The sequence below is a fragment of the Streptomyces swartbergensis genome (assembly GCF_002148965.1).
Classification (GTDB): Bacteria; Actinomycetota; Actinomycetes; order Streptomycetales; family Streptomycetaceae; genus Streptomyces; species Streptomyces swartbergensis.
This window is the reverse complement of sequence record NZ_NGFN01000009.1, coordinates 13,650-35,978: the sequence shown is the minus strand read 5'-3', so window position 1 is coordinate 35,978 and position 22,329 is coordinate 13,650. Positions and strand designations below refer to the sequence as shown.

Below are 22,329 nucleotides of genomic sequence, written 5' to 3'. Positions count from 1 at the left end.
CTGAAACTTGGTCACTTCACCGTAGGGATCACACGTGCGCGTCCGCAGGCGTTCGAACCAACCTGGCACGTGCAGATTCACGCACAACTTCCTAGCCGGAGCTATCGGACCGTCAGAGCGCGGACCTGCGGCGGCGCGGATCCGCGACACCAGCGCTTGACGTCACGGAGCCCGGCCCTTCTGGCCCGCGCGAGCTGTTCCCTGGCATGTCGCACGGCCCGTTTGTGGTCTCTTACGGGGCTCGGCAGGCGCTAGCTCGCCATGCGGCAAGTGCCCCCGGAGCCTCGCGTCGCTCACCGGAGTACGGGCAGCCATGTGGGGCGCAGGGCATCCAAGAGCTGAGGGCTCTCCACCCGCCGAGGGGATTCAAGCCCAGAGGTCGCGCAGTGCGCCGCCTACTTCGCCCAGCATTCGATGACAGACGTCAAGGACGCCGCCGATCCAGAGAAAGCCGTGTATGGAGTCCTCATAGTGGAGGGCGACCGTGGGCACCCCGGCTGCCACGAGTCGTTCGGCATACAGCAGCCCCTCGTCCCGGAGGATGTCGAACCCGGCGGTCACGATCACGGCGGGTGGCAGGCCCTCCAGCGAAGGCGCCCGCAACGGGCTGACCCAGGGGCTCACACGCACCGATTCGTCGGGGGCGTACTGCTGCCATGACCAGCGCATGTCCTCGGTGGTGAGGCCGAATCCCTCGGCGTAATCCTTCGCCGATACTGTCTCCAGATCCGGGTCGAGGGCCGGGTAGATGAGGACCTGTGCCGCCGGCACCTGCTCGCCGAGGTCACGTGCCTTCAGGCACACGGCGGCAGCCAGGTTGCCGCCTGCGCTGTCGCCGGCGACGCCGATCCGGGCGGGGTCGATGCCGAGTTCACGTGCGTGCTCGATGGTCCAGGTGTAGCCGGCGTGGCAGTCCTCGAGTGGGACCGGGAACGGATGCTCGGGAGCCTTCTGGTAGTTCACGGCTACCACGACGCATCCGGTTTCCGCCGCGAGTGCCCGGTGGGGCCGGTCGGAGAGGTGAATGTTCCCGACGATCCAGCAACCGCCGTGGAACACCACCAGGGCCGGGAACGGGCCTTCGCCCGGTGGCGTGTAGATGCGCACCGGGATCTCGGCGGTACGAGAGGGGATGATGCGGTCCTCGACCTTGGCCAGGGCCGGTGGCACGCCCATGTAGGGCAGCCACCCCCATGTGGCGGCCCGCGACTCCTGAACGGTTGCTTCCCGCATGGGGCGATCGCCCGCGGCGGCCCGTTCGGCGAGCACGGTCTGTGTCTGCGCGTCGAGTTCGCTCACTGGTAGAAGTTCCTCGGCCAGCCATGTGCCGCGAGAGCCTCGAGGAGTTCCTCGGGGAACGGGGCACCATCGGAGTAGGCGACGTTCATGTCGACCTCGGCGGGAGTCAGCATGCCCGGGATCACGGTGGACACCTCGGGCCCGGCCAGCGTGTAACGCAGTGCGGCCTCCGCGAGGGTGGGGAAGTACGGCGCGCACAGAGCCTTGAGTTCCTGGACCCTGCGCAGGGTCTGGCCGAACCGCTCGCCGCGGAACAGCCATGCTGGCACCGAGTCCTCGGGCCAGGTGGCGTACGTGTCCTCGGTCCAGTGGCCGATCAGCGAGCCGGAGTCGAACGGGACACGCGCGATGAACGCGGATCCGCTCTCGGCGCCGGCCGGGAAGAGCGCCTGGCGGGGACGCTGCTCGAAGATGTTGAACACGACCTGCAGGGAATCGACCAGGCCGAACCTGGCCAGGTCGACCCCGTCCTCGGGCCGGTAGTCGCGGATGGAGACACCGATCTTGTCGATCTTGCCTTCCTGCCGCAGGGCGTTGAGCACTTCGAGCCAGTCGAGGCTGGTGATGCCGTCGCGGATCCAGGCGTGCAGCTGGAACAGGTCCAGGCGCTCCACACCGAGGCGCCCCAGCGCCTGCTCGACGCTCTGGCGGAGATACCACTCGGGGTAGCGTCCGGCCATCTGCGGGTCGTCCTCGGCCGGGTCCGGCCACCGGATCGGCTGGACCTTGGTGGCGACGTACACCTTGTCGCCGTTCCAGCGCCGCAGTGCCTCGCCGATCACTTCCTCGCTATGGCCGTCGCCGTAGAGCTCGGCAGTGTCCACGAAGTTCACACCACGCTCGAACGCGTGGAGCAGGGTGGCGATGGAGGCCTCGTCGTCGACCTTGCCCCACTGTCCGCCGAGTTGCCAGCCGCCGAAGGCGATTTCGCTGACCTTCCAGCCGGTACGGCCGAAGTTCCGGTACTTCATCGTGCTCCTTTCCGTGTGGTGTTTGCGTGGTGCGCTGTCAGAGGTCCAGGACCAGGCGCTTGGTGCAGGAGCGGGAGACGCAGATCATCATGCGGTCACCCGCCTCCCGGGCCGCGCTGTCCAACACCGAGTCGCGGTGGTCCGGTTCGCCTTCCAGAACGGTCGTCTCGCAGGTGCCGCACGTGCCTTCCTGGCAGGACGAGAGGACCCCGATCCCGGCCTCCTCCACGGCGGCGAGGATGGACCTGTCCGGGGACACGCTCAGGGTGAGGTCGCTCTGGGCGAGGTGGACTTCGAAGGCCTCGTTCAGGACCGGTTCGGACAGCGGCTTGGCCACGAACCGTTCGACGTGCAGTGCCTCTCGTGGCCAGGCCGCGCACTTCTGCTCGACAGCGGCCAGCAGCGGCTCGGGCCCGCAGCAGTAGACCTTGGTGTCCGGCTGCGGCACGCCGAGCAGGCCGTCGAGGTCGATGAACCCCTTCTCGTCCTGCGGCCAGACGGTGACGCGGTCGCCGTAGCCCGCGAGTTCGTCGAGGAAGGCCATCGACACGCGCTGCCGACCGCCGTAGACGAGCTGCCAGCCCGCGCCCGCGGCCTCGGCGGCGCGGAGCATGGCCAGGATCGGGGTGATGCCGATGCCGCCCGCGATGAACAGGTAGCGCTCCGCCTCGACCAGCGGGAAGTTGTTGCGCGGTCCGCGGATCCGGACCGTGTCGCCTTCCTTGAGCTGATCGTGGACATGGAGGGAGCCGCCGCTGCCGTTCGGGTCGCGCAGGACCCCGAGCCGGAAGGTGTGGCGGTCCGCGGGGTCGCCGCACAGCGAGTACTGCCGGGTGGCGGCGCTGCCCAGAATCAGGTCGACGTGTGCCCCGGGTTCCCAGGCCGGCAGCGGCTGTCCGTCCGCTGCATGGAGGGTCAGGGCGACGACGCCGTCGGCGGCCGTCTCCTTGGCGCCGACGCGTACGTCGGTCTCGAACTCGCGGGTGTCCAACGTCAGTTGGGTCGTACGCTGACGGGTCCGCTCGATATGGACCTCGGGCACCAGCTCGGTCCGGGCGGCCTGCTCCTGCCCGGCGGTGAGGAACTGCACCGGCAGCGAGGCGAAGCCGCGCACCATCTGCTTGGCCCAGCGCTGCGGGGTTCCGACGACACGCAGCTCTGCCCCGTCCAGGCAGGCGATGAGCTCCTCCACGGCGATCCGGGCGGTCATCCGTGCGATCGGGGCGCCCATGCAGGAGTGGATGCCCTCGCCGAAGGTGAGGATCTTGTTGCCCGCGTCGAAGGTGCGCAGCAGGTCGAAGGTGTCCGGGTCGGGATAGACACGCTCGTCCCGGCTGGCCGAACCCATCAGGACCATCACCCGGGAATCCGCGGGTATGGCGATCCCGTGGAGCGTGATGTCGGCCGTGGTCTGGCGGCACAGGTTCTTGGCCGGGCCGTCGTAGCGCAGGGTCTCCTCGACGAAGTTCTGGACGAGGTCCGGATGGTCGTGCAGGTGGCCCTGGAGACCCGGGAACTTGTCCAGTACGGCGATGCAGTTGGTGAGCAGGGCCGCGGGCGCGTCGATCGACGCCGACAGGACGAGGTGGGCGAGCCCGATCTGTTCTTGCTCGTCGAGGGTGCCGTCGGCGACGGCGAGCAGGACCTGGGTGATGACGTCGGGTGTGTCGCCCGGTGCTCCGGCCTCGATGTCGAGTCTGCGCCGGCGCACGAACTCGGCGAGGTGTTCCTCCGTCTCGTGGTTGGAGTGGGCGGCGTCCTCGGGGACACCGAACCGGCCGACGGTGCGGGCCATCGAGCGCAGCAGGTGCTCCTGCCAGAACGGGCTGTCCGACTGCGGCATGCCCATGAGCCGCATGGAGGCACCGATGACCAGGGGCAGGGCGACGTCCGTCGCGAAGTCCCCGCCGCCGCGCTCGCGGAGCCCGGCCAGCAGTTCACGGGCGAGGCCGCGGATGTGAGCCTCCATGGCGAGGATCTCGCGGGCCGCGAACGACGGGCGGACCACGTTGCGCAGCACCGTGTGGTGCGGCTGGTCCTGGGCGATCAGGTTGCCCGCGCCGTAGGAGGCGTGGGTGCCGTCCATGTCGTTGCCCAGCGCGTTGACCATCTGCTCGTGGTTGCGCAGACACGCCTTGACGTCCTCGTACCGCGACACCACCCACAGGTCGCGGCGCGCGTTGTAGTACACCGGCGCGTGGTCGCGCAACTGTCGGTACACCTCGTAGGGATGGTCGTAGGCCGCGTAGGAGAGCGGGTCGTAGAAGACGTGCAGACCTTCCCTCACGGGATTCAAAGAGGTGGATGTCATCGGGTCTCACATTCAGTGGAGCGGGCCGGTCGGGATGCGGGCGAGGTTCATTCGTCGACTTTGACGGCGAGAACGGGGACGGGGCTCCGGAGCAGAAGTCGCTGGCTGACGCTGCCGAGAATCGCCTTGCCGACGGGGGTGCGCCGCCTGACTCCGATGACGAGCCGGATTGCGCCGCGGTGGGTGATCTCGTCGAGTACGGCGTCGACGGGGTCGCGATCGTCTTTGCCTTTGCGGTCGACGACGGTGAGCTTGACGTCAGTGTCGACGGAGGCCGTGTCGAGTGGCCGAAGGCCGAGATTGCAGACGACCAAGTCGGTGCCGAGTTGCTGCGCTTCGGTGGCGGCGGCCGACAGTGCGCGAGCGCCTTCGATGCTGTCGGGGACCGCGACGATGATGGTCATGAGTCTCCTCCGTTTGGTCTGGGGACTTCGGTTTTCGCGCTGCGCGGTTGACCTGAGGGTTACGGAGCGGAAAGCGCGGCGGACGGCGGGCTGACGTGCCTCCCCGGGCGAACCGGTCGAGGGTGGTGCCGGCCCGCCGGGCACGCGGGTGGATCAGCGGAAGTCGCCCTGCATGAACGACTCCTCGAGTTCCTCCAGCGAGCGTCCGCTGGTGTTCGGCAGCGTCTTCCAGGTGAGGAAGGAGAAGATGGCGCCGAGCACGAAGAACGTCCCGTAGGTTCCGGTGATACCGCCGATGGAGACCAGCGTCGGGAAGGACTGCGCCACCAGCGCGTTCGCCAGCCACAGCACGAGCACGCTGACTCCCATCCCGAAGCCGCGCATCCGCAGCGGGAAGAGCTCGGAGAGGCAGACCCAGACAGGGACGTTCAGGGTGATCTGAATGACCAGGACGAGCAACGCGACCAAGGCGAGGATCGTGGAGGCCCGGAACTTGCCGTCCGGAAGCAGAGCGGAGGCGAGCACGATGAGCCCGTGGCAGAGCGTGGTTCCGACCAGGCCCGTGATGATGATCTTGCGCCGTGGGATGCGGTCGATCAGGACGAACAGGCAGATCGATCCGCCGATCACGGCCATGACACCCAGTGAGACGTTGGCGATCGGTGCCGCGTTGTCGCTGAAGCCGGCGATCTGGAGCAGCTCGGTGCCGTAGTACATCACCGAGTTGATCCCGGTGAACTGCTGTGCGACGGCGATGATGACGGCGGCGAGCATGATGCGGCGGACCCACGGGATGGCGAGATCGGTGATCCCTCCCGTCTGCGCCTCCACCTCTTCCTCGGCGAGGTGCTCGACCTCTGCCATCTCCGCGCGAGCGCGGTCCTTGGTGCGCACCTGCATCAGCACAGCGAGTGCCTCGTCGTGGCGGCCCTTCGAGATCAGCCAACGCGGAGTCTCCGGCATCCGCAGCATGCCCAGGAACAGCGCGATGGCCGGGAGTGCGCAGACCGCCAGCATGTACCGCCACACGCCCTCGTGGTGCCCCCAGAGGCCGGCGATCACGGCGTTGAACACGAAGGCCAGCATCTGGCCGACGACGATGGCGAGCTCGTTGCGGCCGCCCAACGTCCCTCGTCGCTCGGTCGGCGCCAACTCGGAGAGGTACACCGGGACCGCGACGGACGCCCCGCCCACGGCGAAGCCGAGAACCAGCCGCGCCGGGATCATGATGCCGAGGGTCGGGGCGAAGACGGTTCCGAGGGTGCCGACCAGGAAGATGGTGGCGAGGATCGTCAGGGTCTTCTTCCGGCCCAGGCTGTCGCTCATCCGGCCGACGACGAGCGATCCGATGGCGGCACCGATGAGCAGAGAGCTGACGACCAGGCCCTCGGTGACGCTGTTGAGTGCGAGGTCTTGCTTCATCGGCTCCAGGGCACCGTTGAGAACACCCGTGTCGTAACCGAAGAGAAGGCCGCCGAAGGTGGCGACGACGGCCACCACGTCCATGCGCCTCTGATGTGGCCCGGGTCGCAGTGGCGGCAAAGTGACGCCGCTCTTCGAGGCTTTCGATGTGCTGTGGGGCATAGCGACTCCTATCTGCCCGTGAGCGTCAGTCGACGATGACGTCGCGCGACGGTCCCCGGAGAAACCCGGTGGCGTACCGTCCTTCCGCGTCCCGCGCGGGTCAGGCGCGCCGCGTCGGCTTCCCGCGCCGGCTCTCCATGGCGACAGGGCATGCCGGCCTTTGCCAGGGCGGACTTAGATCGATCTAAATCGCGTGCGGGCTCCATGATCTGCCGTCTGGATCGCGGCGTCAAGAACTTTGTTTAGATTGATCTAAGTCGCCGTGAGGCGCCTCCGCAGCAGCCGAGGCACGGACGCGGACACGGACCCGGACGCGCCCCAGAAGAGCGCACCGGTCAGGGCAGGAGCGGCTTGATGAACCGGGCGGCGTCGGTGACGCCCTCGACCGCGTCCTGGACGGGATCCTCGTTCTCGATGCTGACGACGTCGTCGTAGCCGACCTCGGCCAACGCGTCGATGAAGGGGGCCCAGAACTCGGTGCCGTGCCCGTGGCCGACGGTGCGGAAGGTCCAGGCCCGCTCCTCGGGGGTGCTGTAGGGCCGGTTGTCGAGGACGCCGGCCAGTGCCAGCTGGTCGGTGCGGTACTCGACGTCCTTGAGGTGGACGTGATGGACCGCATCTCCGAGCGTGCGCACTACCGCGGCCGGGTCCATCCGCTGCCAGAACATGTGGCTGGGATCGACGTTGGCGCCGATGATCGGGCCGACCGCCTCGCGCAGCCGCAGCAGCGTGGGCACGTTGTAGACCATGTGCAGCGGGTGCAGTTCAAGCGCGATCTGCTCGACGCCGTGGTCGGCGGCGAAGGGAGCGAACTTCTGCCAGAAGGCGATGGTCTCGTCCCACTGGCGGTGGAGCAGTTCGATGTTCTCCGGCGGCCAGGGATAGAAGATCCAGTTGGTCAGCTGGGCGTCGGGGGACTCGCCCGGGTTGCCGGTCATCGTCACGATCTTCCTGACGCCGAGTTGTTCGGCGAGCCGTACCGCCGCCTTCATGATCTCGACGTGGCGTGCGCCGACCTTCGGGTGCATCGGCCAGGCCGAGCAGTTCATCGCGCCCATGCGCAGGCCCCGGGAGGCGAGCGCGTCGGCGAACTTCCCGCGTTCTGCGGCGTCGTTGACGAGGGTGAAGACGTCCATGTGCGGGGCGCTGGACTGTCCGCCCGCGGCTATCTCGACGGCGGTGCCGCCGAGGCGGACGGTGAGGTCGAGGGCCTCCTCGAGGGTGAGGTCGGGCACCGAGTCGGTGTAGAGGCACAGGTCCATGGGGTCAGCTCCCGTCGGTGGGCAGATCGGTGGAAGAGGAGTCGGCAGCGAGTCCGAACAGGCCGCTGGCGCGGACGCTCGATGCGGCGGGCACGTCGAGTTCGGCCAGTCCGATCACGCCGCGGCGGTGTACGGGTCCGTCGACGGGCAGCGGGATGCCGACGCTCTCGCCGAGGGCGGCGGAGGTGTAGGCGGCGACGGTGGCCTCCAGCGTGTGCAGGGCGGCACGTCCCGGGGCGACGGGTGCCCGCCCCGTGGTGACGGCGTCGGCGAAGTCGGCGACCGTGGCCTGCAGCGCGGTCGCGACCAGGGGCACCAGTTCCTGTCCCGGGGGCAGATCGAGGATCTCGGTGCCGGCTTCGGTGGTCAGGCTCAGCGACTCGAACGGGGCCCAGGGGATGGTGCCCTCGTCGCGGTAGCGCAGCACGATGCGCCCCTTGCTGCCGTTGATCCGGATGCCTCCAGGGCCGAATCCCCAGCCGATGTTGACCAGCGCGGCGCGGCAGGAGCTTTCGAGGCGGCACAGGGCCAGGCCCTCGACCGCGTCACCCGGGGTCGCGGCGTCGACGTATGCCGATACCCGCTCCACTGGTTCGCCGAGGAGATGTTCGCCGAGGTAGACCCCATGGAGCATGTCCATCAGCACGCCGCCCCCGGCCGCGGCGGGGTCGTGGCGCCACTGCGGGCGGTAGCCGGCGGCGCCGGGCGAGTCGACGACACCGAGCATGTCGACGGTGACGGTGCGGACCTCTCCGATCGCGCCGTCGTCGATCAGCGTGCGGGCGGCGACGATCTCGGGGAAGAAGAGGTAGTTGTGGACGACGCCGAGCACAACCTGGGCCTGCTCCGCGGCCTTGACCATGGCCGCGGCGTCGGCGGGGGCGGCGGCCAGCGGCTTCTCGCACAGGATGTGCTTGCCCGCGGCTGCCGCGGCGACCGCGAGGTCACGGTGCAGGTGCTGCGGGGTGCACACGTCGACGACGTCGACGTCGTCGCGGGCGATGAGCGCGAGCGCGTCGCTGTGGACCTGGTCGGGGCTCAGGCCCGTGGTGCTCCGGCCGAGTTCGAGCCGTTCGGGGGTAGGGTCGGCGAGGGCGGTGATGGTGAAGCGGTCCGGCTCCGCCTGGTAGGCGGGTACGTGGAAGTTCAGCGCGACGTTGCCGCATCCGACGATGCCGACGCGCAGGGGTGCGGTCATGAAGGGGCTCCTTGAGGGCCTACGGGAGACTCGGGCGGTGGGCGGCGACGGAGGCCGGCGGTTCGACGGGGCGGCCGAGGGCGGCGGCCTGTCGGACGGCGTCCAAGACGGCGGCCTGGTCGACGGCGTCGGCGCGGCCGAACGCCGGCGGCGTGCCGTGCGCGATAGCGTGCGAGGCGGCCTCGAACTCGATCCGGTAGGCATCGGTGTTGTCCGGATCGTGGGCGGAGGTCAGCCCGTAAACCCCGTCGGGGTCGGCGGGCAGACGGCGCGTGCTGCCCTCCCGCTCCAGCTCGATGTATCCGCGGCGGCACAGCCACGGATCCGGGACGGTGATCTTGCCCTCGGTTCCGATGACCTCCAGTTCGTCGCGTCTGGGGAAGTCCAGCGCGACGTCGAACTGGGCCAGCACGCCGTCGGCCATCTCCAGCGTCGCGGCCAGCCGCAGGTCCGCGCCCTCCGCGCCCTCGGCCCGGTCGAGGACGCGCGCGGCGTGCACGCGCTCGGGATGCCCAGCCAGCATCCGGATCGCGCTCACGCAGTAGCAGCCCAGGTCCAGCGAGGCGCCGCCACCGAGGGCGGCTGTACGCCGGATGTCGCCGGGCGGGACGGACACCGTCAACGCGGCACGGACGTGCGCCAGGCGGCCGATCGCGCCGTCGGCGACGAGCTTGCGGACGAGCTGGGTCTGCGGGTGGTGCCGGTACATCAGGCCCTCGATGCACAGCCGCCCGGCGGCCTCGGCGACGTCGAAGCAGCGCGCCGCGTCGGCGGCGTGGAGGACGAACGGCTTCTCGCACAGCACGTGCTTGCCGGCCTCGAGGGCCTTGATCGTCCACTCGGTGTGCATCGAGATGGGCAGCGGGACGTATACGGCGTCGATGTCGGCGCAGGCGAGCAGCTCGTCGTAGGAGCCGAAGCTCACCGCCGCTTGGATGTCGTCGGCGTAGCGCCGGGCGCGTTCGGCGTCGCGTCCGCCGACGGCGACCAGTTCCGCGTGCGGCGAGGACTTCAGAGCGGCGGCCACCACCCGCCCGATCCCCGCGGTCGACAGCATGCCCCAGCGGACCGCCGTCATCGCTGCCCCTCGGCCGCCGCCGGGTCCAGCTTTACGACGCGTCCGGTGCGCAGGCTCTCCTCCGCCGCGTCGGCGAGCACAAGAGCGGCACGACCGTCGTCGAAGCCGGGCTCGGGCGCCGTCCCGTTCCCGATCGCCTCGATGAAGTGATCGAGTTCGGCGCGGTAGGCGGGCGTGTAGCGGTCGAGGAAGAAGTCCAGGTACGTCGACGCGCCCTCGGTGCCCTGCACCCCGTACGCACGGACACCGTCGGGGCGCAGGTTGTCCACGGACAACATGCCGAGCGAACCGAAGGCCTCCAGCCGCTGGTCGTAACCGAAAGTGCAGCGCCGGCTGTTGGTGATGTGGCACAGCGTGCCGTCCGCGCCGCGCAACGTCACCACCGCGCCGTCGATGTCGCCGAGCTCCGCGATGTAGTCGGCGACCAGGTTGCTGCCCATCGCCGAGACCTCGACGACCTCGCTGAGGAAGAAGCGCGCCATGTCGAAGTCGTGGATGGTCATGTCTCGGAACAGACCGCCGGACGTCGCGATGTACTCCGCCGGGGACGGGGCGGGATCCCGGCTGACGATGATCAGCTGCTCCAGCCGCCCGACCTCGCCGGCCGCGACGCGCTCGCGTACCGCCCGGAACGAGGGGTCGAAGCGCCGGTTGAATCCGACCATGACCCGGGAGGCCGAGCTGCCGATGGCCGCCCGGCAGTCGTCGACCTGCTTCAGATCGAGATCGATCGGCTTCTCGCACATCACGGCCTTGCCGGCCGTAACCGCGCGGGTGAGGAGGTCGACGTGGGTAGGGGTCGGCGAGGCGATGACCACCGCGTCGACATTCGGGTCGCCGAGCACCGCGTCCACATCGGAGCCGGGGGTGCCGCCGAACCGCTCGGCGACCTCCCGCGCGGCGGCCTCGACGGCATCGCAGACCCGGACGAGTTCGGCCTTCGGGTGCAGCGCGATGGACTCGGCGTGCACCCGCCCGATGCGCCCGCATCCGATGAGCGCGATGTGCATGAGCACTCCTTTTAGATCGATCTAAACATCATGTAGGTCGAATGATGTGGGGCACACATCTCCGCGTCAAGCATGAACGTAGATCGATCTATAATGCCGACGAGACGGTCCAGCCTGAAGCCCTGCCGCAGTCGAGGTCCCGGAGGTCGTATGTCCACCCCGAAGGCGTCCCGTACCTCTGGCGCAAAGGGCGACCCATCGGCGGCAGGCGCGGGGCGACGGCCCACCCTGATGGACGTCGCACGCCGTGCGGGCGTGTCGCGGGCGACGGCCTCGCTGGTCATACGAGATGCGCCCGGCCCGAGCAGCGAAACCCGCGAGCGCGTACGCCAGGCCGCCGACGAGCTCGGCTACCGCCCCGATCAGACCGCGCAACTGCTCCGGCGCCGCAACAGCCGCCTGATCGGCGTCATGTTCAGCGCCCAGGAACCCTTCCACGCCGATCTCATCGAGAACATCTACGCCGCCACCGAAGAGATCGGCTACGACGTGGTGCTCAGCGCCGTGGCCCCGAGCCGGGGCGAGCGCCGCGCCGTCGAGGCACTCATCACCTCCCGCTGCGAAGCGGTGATCCTGATCGGCGCACGCGAGGCGTACACCACCGACTTCGGCAGCCGGCTCCCAGTGGTGGAGATCGGCCGCCCGCCGAACGGGACAGTGTTCGACGCGGTACACACCGCCGACGACGAAGGCGCCGGCCTCGCGGTGGACCACCTCGTCTCACTGGGACATCGCGACATCGTCCACGTCGACGGCGGCGAACGGCCCGGTGCCGCCGAGCGGAGGGCGGGCTATCTGGACGCGATGCGCCGCCACGGACTGCACGACCGGGCACGCGTGCTGCCCGGCGACTACACCGAGCTGTCCGGCTCCGAGGCGGCACGCACCCTGCTCGACGGCGGCGAACTGCCCACGGCCGTCGTGGCGGGCACCGACCAGTGCGCCATCGGACTGCTCATCGAGCTTCGCCAAGCCGGAGTCGACGTCCCTGGTCAGATCTCCATCGTGGGATACGACGACATCCGGTCCGCACGCCTTGCCCACATCGACCTCACCACCGTGCGCCAGGACGCGCAGCAACTGGCCCGGCTCGCCGTCCAGGCCGCCGTCGAACGGCTCGAGGGTGGCCTGGACGGCGAGACCCGGGAGTTCAGCCTCGTCCCGCAGTTGGTGGTCCGCGGATCGACCGGGCCGGTGCGCTGACGGACGTGGCCGGGACATCCTGGCAGCTCCGCCAGCGGCTCGCAGGCAACTGCGCAGCAGAGGTCGTAGCTGCAGGCGGCGTCGAAGCACACGTTCGACAGGGGGCGGCGCGTTGTCGGCGTTCCCAGGGCTGACGAGGACCCTCGGCTGACTCGGGTGCAGCGGCGGTGGCGCTGCAGCGCCGAGAGGCGGCCGGGGCGTAGCCCTTTCGCGCTCGGTGCATGCTGCGGTTCGGCAGAGCCGTGCGCCTTGATACTCGTTCTGGCCTGTAGAGCGGGGGAGAGCTGAAACTCGAAAGTTCCGTAGTTCTGTGGAGGTAAGGAAGCAGCTGTTTTCGCGTGCCGGCAGGAGGCATTGACCATCATCGGGAGCTCACAAGCACAGATACCAAGTCCCGTGCGGGCAAGCGCACCGTGTACCTGCCTGACTTCCTGCTCCCGGAACTGCGTCGCCACCTCCAGTGGTTCGCCGAGAAGGAACGGGACGGCCTGATCTTCGTCGGAGAGAAGGGAGCCCCCTACCGCCGGTCGACCTTCAGCCGCAAGTGGCGCAAGGCCCGGACGAAGGTCGGCATGCCGGACAACTTCCGCTTCTACGACCTCCGCCACACCGGCAACACCCTCGCCGCCGACACCGGCGCCAAGCTGAAGGACCTCATGGTCCGCGCCGGCCAGTCCTCGGAGCGCGCCCAGCTGATCTACCAGCACTCAACGGCGAAGCACCAGCGCAAACTGGCTCGAGGCATTGATGCCGAGGTCCGGGAGCAGCTGGGCGGGACGGCCGCCGGCCTGCGCCGCCCCCGGCTGGCGTGACGGCGTCTTCGACCGCGGGCCCGGCCGAACACCCTTTCTAGCCGGGCCGGGACGGGCCACGTCAGCGTCCTCCGCCGACGCCTCCTGCCTCTCGTGAGGTCACTTCCAAGTGGTCAGGTATTCGCTGATCTTTTCCCGCATGAACAAGGATGACTCCTTGGCCTTCTCCTCCCAGGCGAACACACAGGCGGTGAGGGTGCCGTCGAAGCCGCTCTCCCCCAGTGCGCGGAAGAGCTCGTCGAAGTCGACCTCGCCCTCACCCATGTTCAGATGCTGGTGGATGCGGGCCGGGGTGCCGGGCGGATTGAGGATGTAGCGGTTTCCGGACGACGCCGTGTGGTCGAAGCCGTCGGCCAGGTGAACGTGGGTGAGGAGGTCGCCCGCGTACTCGATGATGCCGGGGGCGTCGTTGCCGATGTGGAAGGTGTGCGGGGCGCAGTAGAGGAACGACACGTTGGGGTGGTTGATGCCGCGGATGAAGTTGATCGCGTCGTAGCCGTTCTCGATGAAGTCGTCGGGGTGCGGCTCCAGTGCGAGGTGGATGCCCTCGCGTTCGAACAGCGGCAGCAGTTCGTCCATCGACTTCCAGAACTGGGCCTCGCTGCGGTCGGCGTCCTCCGGGCGGCCGTTGAACTCGGAGATCATGCTGGTGACGCCGAGCTCCGCGGCGATCTGGATGGCGCGCTTCCAGTACCGTACGGCGGCCTGGCGGGCGTCCTCGTCCGGGCCGGACCAGCGGAACAGCGGCAGGACGGAGGAGATGCCGACCCCTGCGGCATCCAGGGACTTGCGGAACTTCGCCAAGGTGGCGTCGTCGACGCGGGGTGGCGGAAGAACGGGATGAAGTCCTCGCGCGACGACAGCTCGATCACTCGTAACCCAACTCGGCTACCACAGCAGGCAGTTCGAGCAGCGGGATGTTGCGGATCATGTATGGGTCGAGGGCAATCTTCACGGTGCTTCTTCTTGGCGTTTGCCGATCTCGGGCGGCTCGATCGAGGGGTGCCGGAGACCGATCCCCTTTCCCCGGGGGTCTCGGGTGCCGTTGCCGACGTCGCGGCTTCGGCGCTTTCTTCTACGTAGAGGTGGACGTCGCTTCCATGGGACGAGGTGTTCCACTGGAGGCACTGGTGCCGCCTTCGACGGGGATCACGGCCCCCGTGATGTATCCGGCATCCGGGCCGGCGAGGAACAGCACGGCACGCGCGATGTCCTCCGGCTGGGCGACTCGGTCGAGTGCGACTCGGTCGAGGAGCCGCCTGGCGAACTCAGCGTCTTCGAGGCGTTCGTGAGTGAGCCGGGACATGGTGAAGGCAGGTGCGATGGCGTTCACCCGCACTCCGTCGGCGCCGAGGTCGAGGGCCAGGCTCTGCACGAGGGCGTTGACCGCCGCCTTGGTGGCGTTGTACGCGAACTGACCCCAGTCGCCAGGCAGGCCGGCGATGGAGGAGATCGCCACGACGTTGCCGCGCGTGGCACGCAGCAAGGGCACGGTCAGCCGGGCGAGGCCGATGACCGAGGCCAGGTTCACCGACCGCAGGCGCTCCCATGCGGCGTCGTCGAAGGTGTCGATGCGGCTGGGCTCGCTGGTACCGGCGTTGGCGACGACGACGTCGAGGCGGCCGAAGCGCTCGGTGATCGCAGCCACTGCTCGCTGCAGGGCGTCGGTGTCCGTCACATCGGCGGCCAGTATCAGGACGCGCTCGGCGTCGAAGCCGGCCACCGTCTCCCGCAGCGGCTCCTCCCGGCGGCCGAGGACCGCCACGCTCGCTCCCTGTTCCAGGAACGCGCGTGCGATCGCTCGGCCGATGCCGGTGCCGGCCCCTGTGACGAGGACGACTTGGCGCTCATAGGGGTAGCTGGCCCAGGCGATCACGACCGCAGAGTTTCCAGTGACTCCTGCAGTGCCGCGTCGGCTGCCTTGAGCACCTCGGCGGCCACGGCGACGCCCTCGACACGGCCGAGTTCGGTGTCCTCGTGCTCGATGTTGACGAGCATGTCCGGGTCGACCTCGTGGAGGGCGCGCAGGAACTCGGTCCAGTAGACGACGTCGTGTCCCTTGCCGAGGGCGACGAAGTCCCAGGCGGACGCCTTGGGCCACTCGTTGGCCCACTCGTCGCCGCCGAGGTTGGTGCGCGGCTCGTCGGGCGACAGACGCCGGAAGCTGTTGTCGAGCACGCCGTTGAGGGCGGCGTGCTCGCGGTTGACCCGGACGTCCTTGGCAGCGGCGTGGAAGACGAGTTCGCCGAGGTGGCGTACGACCGCGACGGGGTCCATCTGCTGCCAGAACAGGTGCGAGGCGTCCAGCTCGACGCCGACGTGGGTCGCGCCGGTGAGGTCGATGAGCTTGTGAACGTCGGCGGAGTTGAACACGACGTTCTGCGGGTGCAGTTCGAGGGCGACCTTGACGTCGTGATCGCGGGCGAGCCGGTCGGTCTCGCGCCAGAAGTCCGCGACGATCTTCCACTGGTGGTCCAGCACGTCCAGGGCCGCGGAGTTCCACGCGTTGACGATCCAGTTCGGACGGGACGCGCCCGGCTCGCCGCCGGGCAGGCCGGACATGGTCACGACACGGTGCTGTCCGAGCCGCTCGGCCAGCCGGATGGAGCGGCGGATGTCCTCGGCGTGCTTCTCGCCGATGGCGGGGTTGGGGTGCAGCGGGTTGCCGTTGGCGTTCAGGCCGGCGATGGAGACGCCGGTCCCCTCGAAGAGGCCGAGGAAGTCGTCGCGGGCGGTGTCGCTGACGAGGATGTCGTCGAAGGTCGGCACATGCACGGCCGGCAGGAAACCGCCGGTGTTGATCTCAATGCCGGTCAGACCGAGATCAGCGACGACTTTGATGGCTTCGGGCAGCGGCCGGTCGTGCAGGATCGCGTTGTAGAGGCCCAGCTTCATCTTGATTCCTCAGTCTTTCTCGGGGTGACGGTGGGGGCGCCCCTGCGGGGGCACACCCTGTGGTGTGGGCCTCGGTTCACTGAACAGTGACGGCCTTGCCGCCGGCGTCGGCGGAGGCGACGATCGCGTCGATGACACGCAGGTTGTGCAGCCCGTCGGCGAGGGTGGGGCAGGGTGGCAGCCGGTCCAGGCCGGCGATCTGCTCCAGGAAGGCCCGGGCCTGCCAGACGAAGAACTCGTGCTGGCCGTGGCCCACGCTCGGGAAGTCCATCGGGAGGCCCCCCGCGACGTAGGGGTGGCCGGGGCCGACCACCACCCGCCGGTAACCGTTCACGGGGTCGGAGGCGGCCGAGTCGGCGATGGTGAACTCCGCCGGACGCGACAGTTCGAAGGTCGCCGCGCCGCCCTTCGTGAACACCTCAAAACCAAGGGAGTTGGCCAGTCCGCGGGCGATGCGCGATACGGAGAAGGTGCCGACGGCTCCGGAGGCGAACGTCGCGGTGAAGGTGGCGATGTCGTCGTTCTCGACGGGCGCGCGGTCCTCGCTCACCTGAACGTCCGCCGAGTGGCCCACCGCGGTGCCCAGCGGCACCGGCCGCGTCGGCACCTGGGTGGACAGCACGGCGCCCTGCACGCTCTGCACCGGACCGCAGAAGTACTCGCCGAGATCGATGAGGTGGCTGCCGATGTCGGACAGCGCGCCCGAGCCGGGGCCACCGAGGTAGCGCCAGCTGATGGGGGCGTCCGGGTTGTGTCCGTAGTCGCACCAGTAGTGCCCGTTGAAGTGCTGTACCGGCCCGAGTGAGCCCTCCCGCGCCTGCTGCCGGATCGCGTTGATCGCGGGGGAGCGGCGGAAGGTGAAGCCGGTGGCCGCCACCAGGCCAGTACCCTCGGCCGCAGCCACCATGGCCTGCGCGTCGGCCACGGACGGCGCCAGCGGCTTCTCGCACAGCACGTGCTTGCCCGCCGCCAGCAGGGCCTCGACGATCTCCCGGTGCAGATGGTTGGCGACCACGACGCTGACCGCGTCGATGTCGTCGGCCTCGACGATCGCACGCCAGTCGGTCTCGGCGCGCTCGAAGCCGTAACGGCGGGCGGCGTCCCGGGCGAAGGGCTCGTGAGCATCGGCTACGGCGACCAGGCGCACCTCGGGAAGCCCGGCGCCGTACAGGGACGTGGCCTGTCGGTAGCCGTTGAGGTGGGCTCTGCCCGCCATTCCGGCCCCGATGACCGCCACCCCGATCGGCCTTGCGCTCATGACGTTTCCTCTCCGGCGCGCCGCGGCGCCGTGACTAGGGGGATGTGGGGCCGAGAGTCATGGGGTCTCCTGGTTCGTCCCGGGGCAGTCGGCCAAGACCTCGATTAAAGCGCTTTAAGTGCTGGTACTATCAGCGGCGTCACAGGCAGATGTCAAGGGTGTTGCCGCAAATCCCCGGGAGGCCGTGTGAACGAGTTCGATTCCGCTGCCACCGCGGGTGGCAACGGAGCGACTCCGCGTCCCCGGCTGGAGGATGTCGCCGCGCGCGTCGGCCTTTCCACCGCGTCGGTGTCGCTGGTGCTGCGGGGCGTGCCCGGCCCCAGCGAGCGCACCCGGCAGCGCGTCCTGAAGGCCGCCGCCGACCTCGGCTACCGCCCGGACCGCACCGCCAGTGCCCTGGCCAGCAAGCGCAGCCGGCTGCTCGGCGTGATGATCGACATCCACAGCGCCTTCCAGGCCGAACTGGTCGAGCATCTGCATACGGCCGCCGAGGAGGTCGGCTACGACCTCGTCCTGAGCACCCAGACCCGAACCCGCGACGAGAGCACCGCTGTCGAGACCCTCCTGGCCTTCCGCTGCGAGGCGCTGATCCTGATCGGTCCGGTGGCCCCCGCTTCCGTCCTCGCCGACCTCGACCGCCAGGCCCCCGTCGTCTCGCTGGGTCGCCGGATCAGCGGAGCCGGCCTCGACGTCGTGCGCAGCGCCGACGACGACGGGCTCAGCCAGGTGATCGACCATCTGGTGAGCCTCGGGCACCGCGCCATCGCCTACGTCGACGGCGGCAAGGGCGTCATCGCCACCGACCGGCGCCGCGGCTACCGCAGCGCCATGCGCCGCCACGGTCTCGACGAGCAGATCAGCATCCTCCACGGGGACCTCACCGAGGAAGCCGGCGACAAGGTCGGCCGACAGCTGCTCGACGACGACGACCTGCCGACCGCCGTCGTGACCTTCAACGACCGCAGTGCCATCGGCCTGCTCACCGCCCTGCGGCGAGCCGGGGTCGACGTGCCCGGCGATGTCTCCGTCGTGGGCTATGACGACGACACCCTGTCCCGGCTGGCCTGCTTCGACCTGACCACGGTCAGCCAGGAGGCCGAGGAGCTGGCCCGCCAGGCCGTCCTGGCCGTCGTCGAACGCCTCGATCAGGGCCGTACCGCGTCCCGCGAGATCGTCCTCGCTCCCTCCCTCGTCGTTCGCGGAACCACCGCCCCGCCACGCTGATCCTGCCGAACCGCTCCACGCCGGGGGTTCGAGGTGCGCCTCGCCCGGCGGCGTCGTGCAGTCGCACCGACGGGAATTACGTGGCCGGTGCGGCTTTCATGGGCGGATAACGGAACGGTGTGCATTTCGTGAGCACCGTCTTGACACCTTTCGGAAACACAAGCATGCTCTGGCCACCGCTTAGATCGATTTAAAAGATCGCGAAGCCGTTATCCAACACTGAGTCCGGCGTTGCCGTCATCGGTGTCGGGACACCCCCCCGTGAAGAGCCGTTCCACTCATCGCCGACACCGCTGCGCCCCCTCCGAGCGGAACCTGGTTTCTCGACAGTGCCGGGCTTCCCCACCCATTCGTGGGGCCCCGGTTCGCACACACCACCACATCCGAGACCCGCCCGGCCCCGCTCACGCACCCGCCCGGCAGCACACGAAGGAGCACCCCAGCACATGGAACGCACACAGACCCGGCGGCCGACCGATCGTCGTCTCTCCAGAAGGGGCCTGACCGCGCTGAGCCTGCTCGCCCTGACGGCCACCGCGCTGACCGGGTGCGCCAGCGGCAAGGCCACCGGCGGCGACACGGGCCAGGCGACCGCCTCGTCCGGCGGCGGTACGACCACGGCGAAGACCGGCAAGGTGTCCATCGTCGTCATCGGCGGCAAGTCCGACGACCCGTTCTTCTCCACGGTCAAGCGCGGCGTCGAGGACGCGACGAAGCTGGTCAAGGCCGGCGGCGGAACGGTCACCTATCTCGGCCCGGCCAACTACGACAACCTCGGCCCGGACGTCGCCAAGCTGACGCAGACCGCCATCTCGCAGAACCCGACGGCGATCCTGGTCCCGGACTGGGTGCCCGAGAACCAGGACTCCGCGATCAAGCAGGCCATCGCCAAGGGCATCACGGTCTTCATCTACAACTCCGGCGGCATCGAGGCGGCCAACAAGGTCGGCGCCGTGAAGTACATCGGCTCGGACGACTACCAGGCGGGCAAGGCGGGCGGCGTCAAGTTCGCCGAAGAGGGCGCCAAGAACATCCTGTGCGTCAACACCGTGCCCGGCGCGGCCAACTCGGAAGCCCGTTGCAAGGGCATCAAGGACGGCGCCACCAGCAAGGGCTCCTCGTCCAAGCAACTCCCGCTGCCCTCCTCGAACTTCGGCAACCCGTCCGCCGTCACGCAGGCGATCAAGGGCGCGCTGCTTCAGGACAGCAGCATCGACGCCGTGGTGACGATCGGTGTCGGGGACGCGGACAGCGCCGCCTCCGCGATCAAGCAGGCGAACGTCGGCAGCAAGGTGAAGCTGGGCACCTTCGACCTCTCGCAGAGCCAGCTCGATCGGATCAAGGCCGGCACCCAACTGTTCGCCATCGACCAGCAGCCGTACTTGCAGGGCTTCTACGTCGTGTCGATGGCCAACCAGTACCTGTCCTACGGCGTTCTCCCGCCGCAGAACCCGATCCTGACCGGCCCGCTGCTGGTCACCAAGGACAACGTCGACAAGGCGATCGCAGGCGCCAAGGCAGGCGTGCGCTGACCCACCTCCCGGCGCCGGGCCTCTCCCCGGGCCCGGCGCCTTCTCCCCGAACCTGCCTCGCGGCACCATCAGATTCACGAAGGTGATTCACTCCGATGACAACCTCACTTCCTGACACGACGGCGGAGAAAGAGACCACCGCCGCCCCACCGAAGCAGTCCGAGAGCGTACTGGGGCAGTTGCGGCACCGTCCCGAGGCGGGCGCGCTCATCGGCACGATCACCGTCTTCGTCTTCTTCGCGATCTTCGGCGGCGACAAGTTCCTGGCCCCCGCGGGCGCCGCGAGCTGGCTGAACATCGCTGCCGAGCTCGGCATCATCGCCATCCCGGTCGGGCTGCTGATGATCGCCGGCGAGCTGGACGTGTCCGTCGGCTCGGTGCTGGCGGGCAGCTCGATGACGCTGGCCATCGTCTCCGGCCACTGGGGTGCGCCGATGATCGTCGGCATCCTGCTGGCGCTCGGCCTCGGCCTGCTGACCGGCCTCGTCAACGGCGTCCTCGTCACCCGCACCAACGTCCCCTCCCTGGTCATCACGCTGGCCACCCTCTCCGGCATGGCCGGCCTCACCCTCGGCCTGTCCCGTATCACCACCGGCACCACCAGCGTCCCGGTCAGCCCGGACCCGCTCTCCAAGTCGCTGTTCGGCACGCTCATCGCCGGCCAGTTCGAGGTCGCGATCTTCTGGTGGCTGGGCATCGCGGTCGTGGTCACCGTGCTGCTGCAGATGATGAAGTACGGCAACTGGATCTTCGCGATCGGCGGTGACAAGGAGAGCGCCCGCGCCACCGGCATCCCCGTCGACCGGGTGAAGATCGCCCTCTACATGGCGAGCGGGTTCGGCGCCGCCCTCGTGGGCGTGATCCAGACCATCCTCTACAACGGCGCCCAGGTCGCCAACGGCCAGTCCTTCGTCTTCAACTCCATCATCGCGGTGGTCGTCGGCGGTGTGCTGCTGACCGGTGGTTACGGCTCCGTCTTCGGCGTCGTGCTGGGCACGTTGACGTTTGCCATCGTCAACCAGGGCATCTACTACACCGGTTGGAACTCCGACTGGGCCAGCCTGATCCTCGGCATCCTCATCCTGGCTGCGGTGCTGATGAACAACACGTTCCGCCGACTCGCCCTCTCCTACAAGCCCCGCACCGCGAAGAAGGCATGACCATGACCACACCCCTTCTGCGCCTGACCGACGTCAACAAGTCGTTCCTCGGAACTCACGCGCTGCAGGACATCTCCCTGGAGGTGGACGCCGGAAAGGTGCTGTGCCTGCTGGGTGACAACGGCGCCGGCAAGTCCACTCTCATCAAGATCCTCTCCGGGTTCCACAAGCCGACCTCCGGCACCATCGAGATCAACGGCGAGCCGGTCGAATTCGACAGCCCTCGCGACGCCAGCACCCGGGGCATCGCCACCGTGCACCAGTTCGGCGGCACCTTCCCGCTGATGGGCGTCGGCCGCTGCTTCTTCGTCGGCGCCGAACCCACCAAGGGCTTCGGTCCGTTCAAGCTGTTCGACAAGAAGCTTGCCGGTGAGATCGCGGTCCGGGAGATGCAGTCGCTGGGCATCACCCGTGTCACCGACGGCAACCGGCTGGTCGGCAGCCTCTCCGGTGGCGAGCGGCAGGCCCTGGCCATCGCCCGCGCGGTCTACTTCGGCGCCAACGTCCTCATCCTCGACGAGCCCACCGCCGCGCTCGGTGTCAAGGAAGCCGCGCACGTCCTGCGGATCGTCATGCAGGCGCGTGCCAAGGGCGTCGCGGTCATCCTCGTCACCCACAACGTGCGCCACGCCATGATGGTCGGCGACCACTTCGCCGTTCTCATCCGCGGCCAGAAGGCCGACGACTTCCGCAAGGGAGAACGTACGCGTGAAGAGATCACCGATCTGATGGCCGGCGGTGAGGCCATGGCCCACCTTGAGGCCGAACTGGCCCAGCTCCAGGCGGACGCCGACGTCTGAGCGCGTGAGGCGCGGTAGTGGATCGTGCCTCACGCTGCGTCTTCCTTGAACCGGCAAGCTGCGAGCTGCTCAGGGCTGAACCGCCCTGAGCGGCTCGTTTGCGTGCGTGCACATAGATGCGGCGCCAGGGCCCAGGAGCCGCAGGCGACGTTCGGCGTCGTCGAGTCCACAGGCAAGCCGGCGCAGGGCACCAGCGGCGTTCCGAGGACGGGTAGTGGACAGGCGGGAGGGGAAGAACCCCTGTCGGCCGGCCCTGACTGCCGATGCAGGAAGACCGTGAGCTGGCCACCCCCACACCTTGCGGGACCGGGCGGAAAGTGGCCCACGG

17 protein-coding genes and 2 pseudogenes are annotated in these 22,329 nt (G+C 68.9%); 6 read left to right on the top strand and 13 right to left on the bottom strand.

The annotated features are described in order from the left end of the window. Positions 1–366: 366 nt before the first annotated feature. From CA983_RS03130 to iolG, 9 genes are all read right to left on the bottom strand, one after another. On the bottom strand, positions 367–1,299 hold the full coding sequence (locus CA983_RS03130; protein WP_244206605.1) for an alpha/beta hydrolase: 933 nt from the start codon (positions 1,297–1,299) through the stop codon (positions 367–369). Then, a complete protein-coding gene (locus CA983_RS03125; protein ID WP_086599329.1) occupies positions 1,296–2,270 on the bottom strand; it encodes an aldo/keto reductase in 975 nt (324 codons plus the stop codon). Before CA983_RS03125 ends, CA983_RS03130 begins: the two co-directional genes overlap by 4 nt. Positions 2,271–2,307: 37 nt before the next feature. Continuing rightward, positions 2,308–4,581, bottom strand: coding sequence for a cytochrome P450/oxidoreductase (locus CA983_RS49795; protein WP_107500190.1), 2,274 nt, complete (start codon positions 4,579–4,581; stop codon positions 2,308–2,310). Positions 4,582–4,628: 47 nt separating this feature from the next. Next, the gene (locus tag CA983_RS03115) at positions 4,629–4,985 is read right to left on the bottom strand and encodes a universal stress protein (protein WP_086599327.1); all 357 of its coding nucleotides are present in this window, start codon (positions 4,983–4,985) and stop codon (positions 4,629–4,631) included. Between the two features lie 153 nt (positions 4,986–5,138). Continuing rightward, positions 5,139–6,569 (bottom strand): sugar porter family MFS transporter, encoded by a 1,431-nt coding sequence (locus tag CA983_RS03110; protein WP_086599326.1) that lies wholly within the window; start codon positions 6,567–6,569, stop codon positions 5,139–5,141. Positions 6,570–6,904: 335 nt separating this feature from the next. Beyond that, positions 6,905–7,831, bottom strand: a complete 927-nt coding sequence (locus CA983_RS03105) for a sugar phosphate isomerase/epimerase family protein (protein ID WP_086599325.1) — start codon at positions 7,829–7,831, stop codon at positions 6,905–6,907. Between the two features lie 4 nt (positions 7,832–7,835). Next, entirely contained in the window at positions 7,836–9,029 is a 1,194-nt protein-coding gene (locus tag CA983_RS03100) for a Gfo/Idh/MocA family protein (RefSeq protein ID WP_086599324.1), read from the bottom strand. Positions 9,030–9,048: 19 nt separating this feature from the next. Further along, the gene (locus CA983_RS03095; protein ID WP_208636869.1) at positions 9,049–10,107 is read right to left on the bottom strand and encodes a Gfo/Idh/MocA family protein; all 1,059 of its coding nucleotides are present in this window, start codon (positions 10,105–10,107) and stop codon (positions 9,049–9,051) included. Continuing rightward, a complete protein-coding gene (iolG, locus tag CA983_RS03090; protein ID WP_086599323.1) occupies positions 10,104–11,117 on the bottom strand; it encodes an inositol 2-dehydrogenase in 1,014 nt (337 codons plus the stop codon). The genes CA983_RS03095 and iolG overlap by 4 nt, the downstream gene beginning before the upstream one ends. 231 nt (positions 11,118–11,348) lie before the next feature. Between iolG and CA983_RS03085 the strand changes: the two genes are divergently transcribed. Next, entirely contained in the window at positions 11,349–12,320 is a 972-nt protein-coding gene (locus CA983_RS03085) for a LacI family DNA-binding transcriptional regulator (RefSeq protein WP_244206602.1), read from the top strand. Between the two features lie 383 nt (positions 12,321–12,703). Further along, positions 12,704–13,132: pseudogene (locus tag CA983_RS03080) on the top strand (tyrosine-type recombinase/integrase); the annotation flags it as partial. A gap of 99 nt (positions 13,133–13,231) precedes the next feature. On the opposite strand, the pseudogene CA983_RS03075 reads toward CA983_RS03080, so the two are convergent. From CA983_RS03075 to CA983_RS03060, 4 genes and pseudogenes are all read right to left on the bottom strand, one after another. Beyond that, positions 13,232–14,087, bottom strand: a pseudogene (locus CA983_RS03075) (sugar phosphate isomerase/epimerase family protein). A gap of 120 nt (positions 14,088–14,207) precedes the next feature. Further along, complete coding sequence (gene budC / locus CA983_RS03070; protein ID WP_208636868.1) at positions 14,208–15,008, bottom strand: meso-2,3-butanediol dehydrogenase; 801 nt, start codon at positions 15,006–15,008, stop codon at positions 14,208–14,210. Next, complete coding sequence (locus CA983_RS03065) at positions 15,005–16,027, bottom strand: sugar phosphate isomerase/epimerase family protein (RefSeq protein WP_086599321.1); 1,023 nt, start codon at positions 16,025–16,027, stop codon at positions 15,005–15,007. The genes budC and CA983_RS03065 overlap by 4 nt, the downstream gene beginning before the upstream one ends. A gap of 76 nt (positions 16,028–16,103) precedes the next feature. Then, positions 16,104–17,285 (bottom strand): Gfo/Idh/MocA family protein, encoded by a 1,182-nt coding sequence (locus CA983_RS03060; protein ID WP_086599320.1) that lies wholly within the window; start codon positions 17,283–17,285, stop codon positions 16,104–16,106. A gap of 186 nt (positions 17,286–17,471) precedes the next feature. On the opposite strand from CA983_RS03060, the gene CA983_RS03055 reads away from it, so the two are divergent. The 4 genes from CA983_RS03055 to CA983_RS03040 all read left to right on the top strand — a co-directional run bounded on the left by CA983_RS03055 (position 17,472) and on the right by CA983_RS03040 (position 22,001). Beyond that, positions 17,472–18,509, top strand: coding sequence for a LacI family DNA-binding transcriptional regulator (locus CA983_RS03055; protein ID WP_086599319.1), 1,038 nt, complete (start codon positions 17,472–17,474; stop codon positions 18,507–18,509). A 446-nt stretch (positions 18,510–18,955) separates the two neighbouring features. After that, positions 18,956–20,041 (top strand): sugar ABC transporter substrate-binding protein, encoded by a 1,086-nt coding sequence (locus CA983_RS03050; protein ID WP_086599318.1) that lies wholly within the window; start codon positions 18,956–18,958, stop codon positions 20,039–20,041. Between the two features lie 95 nt (positions 20,042–20,136). Next, positions 20,137–21,201, top strand: coding sequence for an ABC transporter permease (locus CA983_RS03045; RefSeq protein ID WP_086599317.1), 1,065 nt, complete (start codon positions 20,137–20,139; stop codon positions 21,199–21,201). Between the two features lie 2 nt (positions 21,202–21,203). Then, complete coding sequence (locus CA983_RS03040) at positions 21,204–22,001, top strand: ATP-binding cassette domain-containing protein (protein WP_086599316.1); 798 nt, start codon at positions 21,204–21,206, stop codon at positions 21,999–22,001. The last annotated feature ends 328 nt before the right edge of the window (positions 22,002–22,329 follow it).

Excerpts from the sequence above, each read along its gene's own strand:
- CA983_RS03045 (WP_086599317.1), top strand. The coding sequence starts at position 20,137 with ATGACAACCTCACTTCCTGACACGACGGCGGAGAAAGAGACCACCGCC.
- CA983_RS49795 (WP_107500190.1), bottom strand. The coding sequence starts at position 4,581 with ATGACATCCACCTCTTTGAATCCCGTGAGGGAAGGTCTGCACGTCTTC.
- CA983_RS03115 (WP_086599327.1), bottom strand. The coding sequence starts at position 4,985 with ATGACCATCATCGTCGCGGTCCCCGACAGCATCGAAGGCGCTCGCGCA.
- CA983_RS03085 (WP_244206602.1), top strand. The coding sequence starts at position 11,349 with ATGGACGTCGCACGCCGTGCGGGCGTGTCGCGGGCGACGGCCTCGCTG.
- CA983_RS03040 (WP_086599316.1), top strand. The coding sequence starts at position 21,204 with ATGACCACACCCCTTCTGCGCCTGACCGACGTCAACAAGTCGTTCCTC.
- iolG (WP_086599323.1), bottom strand. The coding sequence starts at position 11,117 with ATGCACATCGCGCTCATCGGATGCGGGCGCATCGGGCGGGTGCACGCC.
- CA983_RS03065 (WP_086599321.1), bottom strand. The coding sequence starts at position 16,027 with ATGAAGCTGGGCCTCTACAACGCGATCCTGCACGACCGGCCGCTGCCC.
- CA983_RS03100 (WP_086599324.1), bottom strand. The coding sequence starts at position 9,029 with ATGACCGCACCCCTGCGCGTCGGCATCGTCGGATGCGGCAACGTCGCG.
- CA983_RS03050 (WP_086599318.1), top strand. The coding sequence starts at position 18,956 with ATGGAACGCACACAGACCCGGCGGCCGACCGATCGTCGTCTCTCCAGA.
- CA983_RS03060 (WP_086599320.1), bottom strand. The coding sequence starts at position 17,285 with ATGAGCGCAAGGCCGATCGGGGTGGCGGTCATCGGGGCCGGAATGGCG.
- CA983_RS03110 (WP_086599326.1), bottom strand. The coding sequence starts at position 6,569 with ATGCCCCACAGCACATCGAAAGCCTCGAAGAGCGGCGTCACTTTGCCG.
- CA983_RS03095 (WP_208636869.1), bottom strand. The coding sequence starts at position 10,107 with ATGACGGCGGTCCGCTGGGGCATGCTGTCGACCGCGGGGATCGGGCGG.
- CA983_RS03125 (WP_086599329.1), bottom strand. The coding sequence starts at position 2,270 with ATGAAGTACCGGAACTTCGGCCGTACCGGCTGGAAGGTCAGCGAAATC.
- CA983_RS03105 (WP_086599325.1), bottom strand. The coding sequence starts at position 7,831 with ATGGACCTGTGCCTCTACACCGACTCGGTGCCCGACCTCACCCTCGAG.